A 4,303-nucleotide genomic window follows, 5' to 3' on the forward strand; every position below is an offset into this window, starting at 1 on the left:
ACCCCGCCCCGCCGACGGCGGTGCTCGCGGGCGCGCCGGAGCCCGAGCCGCTCGCCGACGGCCTCGCCGTCCCCATCGCCACCGGTGCCCGCGTCCCCGGCGGCACCTCCGCCGTGCTGCGCAGCGAGCGCGGCTCGGTGACGGCGGGCCAGCTGCGCGGCCGGAACCCGGTGCCCGGCGCGGACATCCGGCCGCGTGGGCAGGAGTGCCGCTCCGGCACCGAACTGCTGCCGGCCGGGACCCCCGTCACCCCCGTGGTGCTCGGGCTCGCGGCGGCGGCCGGGTACGACCAGCTGACGGTCCACCCCCGGCCGCGCGTCGAGGTGCTGGTCCTCGGTGACGAACTGCTGCACCGGGGGCTGCCGTCCGGGGCCCGGATCCGGGACGCGCTCGGCCCGATGGCCGGGCCGTGGCTGACCGCGCTGGGCGCGGACGTGCTGGTGACCCGCCGGCTCGGCGACGACGCGGAGGCGCTGTACGAGGCGGTCTCCACCACCCGGGCCGATCTGGTGGTGACCACCGGGTCCACCGCCGCCGGCCCGGTCGACCGGCTGCGCCCGGTCCTGGCACGGCTGGGCGCCCGGCTGCTGGTGGACGGGGTGGCCGTCCGGCCCGGCCATCCGATGCTGCTGGCAGAACTCCCCGGCCGGCGGCCCCTGGTGGGGCTGCCCGGCAACCCCCTCGCCGCGGTCACCGGCCTGCTGACGCTGGCCGCGCCGCTGGTCGCCTCGCTCGCCGGCCGTGAACTGCCGCCGCTGCCCACCGCCGAACTGACCGAGGACATCGCCGGGCACGACACGGACACCCGCGTCCTCCCGGTGCGCTACCCGCTTCCCGAACCCGCCCGTCCCGCCGCGCGGTTCAGCGCGGGCTTCTCCGGACGTACGCAGGCGCGAGCTCCCCGGGCCGAGCCGCTGCGCTTCTCCGGTCCGGCGATGCTGCGCGGGGTGGCGGGTGCCGACGCGCTGGCGCTGGTCCCGCCGGGTGGTGCGCGGCGCGGTCAGCGCGTCCCGCTGGCAGAGCTGCCCCGCGGATGAGGTTCCCGGTTCGGCCGGCGCGCTCGGACGCGGACGACCAGTCGCACGGCGTGCGGCTGCCGCGGTTCATCGCCGGCCCGCTGCTCCAGGTGGTGAAGCGGCTGGGCATCGCGAGTTCCGTGATGCTGGCCGCGTTCCTGGTCGTCTACCTGGACCGGGGCGGGTACTACGACGCCCAGGGCGGGGAGATCAGCGCGCTCGACGCGTTCTACTACGTGACCGTCTCGCTCTCGACCACGGGCTACGGCGACATCGTGCCGTACAGCGACAGCGCCCGGCTGACCACCGCCCTGGTGATCACGCCGCTGCGGGTGCTGTTCCTGATCATCCTGGTCGGGACCACGCTGGAGGTGCTGACCGAGCGCACCCGTGAGAAGTGGAAGATCGCCCACTGGAGGAAGACCTTGCGCGACCACACCGTGATCGTCGGCTTCGGCACCAAGGGCCGGTCGGCGGCCGAGACCCTGATGCGCACCGGCATCGCCCAGGAACGGATCGTGGTCGTCGATCCGAACGGCTCGGTGATCGACCACGCCAACGCCGACGGCTACGCGGCGGTGGCCGGGGACGCCACCCGCAGTTCGGTGCTGCTGCGGGCGCGGGTGGACCGGGCGCGCCAGGTCGTCATCGCGGCGCAGCGTGACGACACGGCGGTGCTGGTGACGCTGACCGCGCGTCAGCTCTCCACGGCGGTGCGGATCGTGGTCTCGGTCCGCGAGTCGGAGAACGTGCCGCTGCTGCGACAGTCGGGCGCTGACTCGGTGATCACCAGTTCCTCGGCGGTGGGGCGGCTGCTGGGTCTGTCGGTGGTCAGCCCCAGCTCGGGCGCGGTGATGGAGGACCTGATCCAGCCCGGCAGCGGGCTGGCGCTGCGCGAGCGGCCGGTGACCCGGGCGGAGGCCGGCCGCTCACCGCGCGAGGCGGAGGACCTGGTGGTGTCGGTGGTCCGGGGGCACCGGCTGCTCGGCTTCGACGACCCCGCGGTGGAGACGCTGGAGCTGGAGGACCGGCTCGTCGTCATCCGCCGGGTCAGCCACGAGCAGGCGAAGACGGTGCCGGGGGAGAAGCCGCGTCAGGAACCGGGCGGTCCGGGCACCTTCCGCATTCCGCGCCGCTGACGTCCGGCCTCCGGTCCCCGGCCGCCGGTGGCGCGTAGCCTCGGGCCCATGCGTGCGATCACCATCAGGGAACCAGGCGGCCCCGACGTTCTGGAGTGGAGCGAGGTACCCGACCCGGAGCCGGGCCCGGGCGAGGTACTGGTCGAGGTGGCCGCCGCCGCCGTCAACCGTGCCGACCTGCTGCAACGCCAGGGCAACTACGATCCGCCGCCCGGTGCCTCGCCCCACCCCGGCCTGGAGTGCTCGGGCACTGTCGCGGCGGTCGGCCCGGCGGTGATCGGCTGGGCGGTGGGGGACCAGGTCTGCGCGCTGCTCAGCGGCGGCGGCTACGCGGAGCGGGTCGTGGTCCCCACCGGTCAGCTGCTGCCCGTGCCGGACGGCGTGGAGCTGGTGACGGCCGCCGCTCTGCCCGAGGTCGTCTGCACGGTGTGGTCCAACCTCTTCCGCGTCCCCGGGATGCGCGCGGCGGGCCTGCGGCCGGGCGAGACGGTGCTGATCCACGGGGGCGCCAGCGGTATCGGCACCATGGCCATTCAGCTGGCCCGCGCCGTCGGCGCCCGGGTGGCGGTGACGGCGGGCGGCCCGGCCAAGCTGGCGGCCTGCGCGGAGCTGGGCGCGGAGATCCTGATCGACTACCGGGAACAGGACTTCGTCGAGGAGCTGCGGAACGCCACTGACGGGCGCGGAGCCGATGTCGTCCTCGACATCATCGGAGCCAAGTACCTTCCGGACAACGTCCGGGCGCTGGCGACCGGCGGGCGACTGGTCGTCATCGGGATGCAGGGCGGGGTCAAGGGCGAGCTGAACCTCGGCGCGCTGCTCGCCAAGCGGGCGTCCGTGTCGGCCACGTCGTTGCGGGGCCGCCCGGCGGGGGAGAAGGCGGAGATCGTCACCGCTGTCCGCGAGCACGTCTGGCCGCTGATCGGCGCCGGGCGGGTGCGGCCGGTGGTCGACAGCACGTTCCCGCTGCGGCGGGCCGCCGACGCGCACCGTGCGCTGGAGGAGAGCGGCCATGTCGGGAAGCTGCTGCTGGTCCGCGACTGAGAGGTCCGCGGGGGAGAGATACCCGGCCGAGAGATTGGTGGCGGCGTGACGGGCGGGGGAGCGTGCGGCGGGAGCCGGGCTTCCCCGCCCGTCGCCGTGCCGGGGTGCGCGCCGTGTCACCAGGCGCACGTCGCACGGTGCGCGCCCCTGTCGATGCGCGCGAGCGGTGCGAGTCCCCCGTCCGCGAGGTGGTGAAACTAGCCCATTGGGTGGCTTTTCAGGCGCGGTTGCCGTGGATCGACCGAACAAGATGCCGCTTTGATCTACATATGTAACGCTGGTGCCACTGTCGGACCGTGTGCGGAGGTTCGGGGCCGTGAACGCTTGGGTGGGATGTGCGGTGGTGGTCACGGCGCTGGCCGTCGCCCTCCTTCCGTCGTCCGCACTGCCGGTGGCGCACGCGGCCGAATCCGCGATCGACGGCCCCGGCCCGGTGGTCACGACGCCTGACCGTCTCTCCCCGTCGGCATCGGTCCCCTCTCTCCTCGCGCCCGCCGCTACGGACGCGTTCGAACTCCGCCCGGGCCCTCTCCCCGGCGCGGTGGCCCCGTGGTTCCCGCGCGAGCACGGGAACGACGACGCGGTGGCCGCTGCCGGCGTCGAGCCGGAGCCGGCCGGCGACGCGGCCGCCCCCGGCGGACGGTGGTGGGCGGGTTCGCCGCCGCACTTCCCTCCGGTCGCTCTGCCGGAACGATTCGCCGAGGCCGTCGCGGACGACCGCGAGTCGATGTGTGCCCGGCTGCCCGCCGGTCCCTGGGAGGGGCTCTGCCCGGACGGCGTCACGCCGCCGGCCGCGGAGGACCGCCACGACGGCGGCGCCGACGGCCCCCGGGCGCCGGAGGCCGGGACCGCCGACCGTGACGGGCGCGTCGACGCGGATGACGGCCCGTCGGGGGAGCGCACGGCGGGTCCGGCGGGCGCGCGTCCCGTGGTTCCCGCCTCCCTCCACCCTCATGCGCTGCCCGATGCGGTCGAGCCGGCGGCGCGCCCGGCGGGCGGACCCACCGGACCCACCGGTCCGGTCGACGCCGGTTCCTCCGCTGCCGAGCCGGTCGTGCCGCCGGCGACGGTGGTCGACGACGCCACGGCCCCGCCGCCCCTCGC

The 4,303-nt window shown here is 75.6% G+C and carries 3 protein-coding genes and 1 pseudogene; all 4 read left to right on the forward strand.

The window, feature by feature from the left end; all coding sequences use genetic code 11:
- The coding region (locus tag E0D90_RS24075) for a molybdopterin molybdotransferase MoeA (RefSeq protein WP_130800066.1) at window positions 1-1,037 on the forward strand (1,037 nt) is incomplete at its 5' end.
- Window positions 1,034-2,155: a potassium channel family protein gene (locus E0D90_RS24080; RefSeq protein ID WP_130800067.1), complete on the forward strand. Its 1,122-nt coding sequence runs from the start codon at window positions 1,034-1,036 to the stop codon at window positions 2,153-2,155. The genes E0D90_RS24075 and E0D90_RS24080, both read left to right, overlap by 4 nt.
- Before the next feature lie 48 nt (window positions 2,156-2,203).
- Complete coding sequence (locus tag E0D90_RS24085) at window positions 2,204-3,199, forward strand: NAD(P)H-quinone oxidoreductase (protein ID WP_130800068.1); 996 nt, start codon at window positions 2,204-2,206, stop codon at window positions 3,197-3,199.
- Window positions 3,200-3,515: 316 nt separating this feature from the next.
- Window positions 3,516-4,303 (forward strand): annotated as a pseudogene (locus E0D90_RS24090) (hypothetical protein); the annotation flags it as partial.

It is taken from the genome of Streptomyces otsuchiensis, assembly GCF_004305975.1.
Classification (GTDB): Bacteria; Actinomycetota; Actinomycetes; order Streptomycetales; family Streptomycetaceae; genus Streptomyces; species Streptomyces otsuchiensis.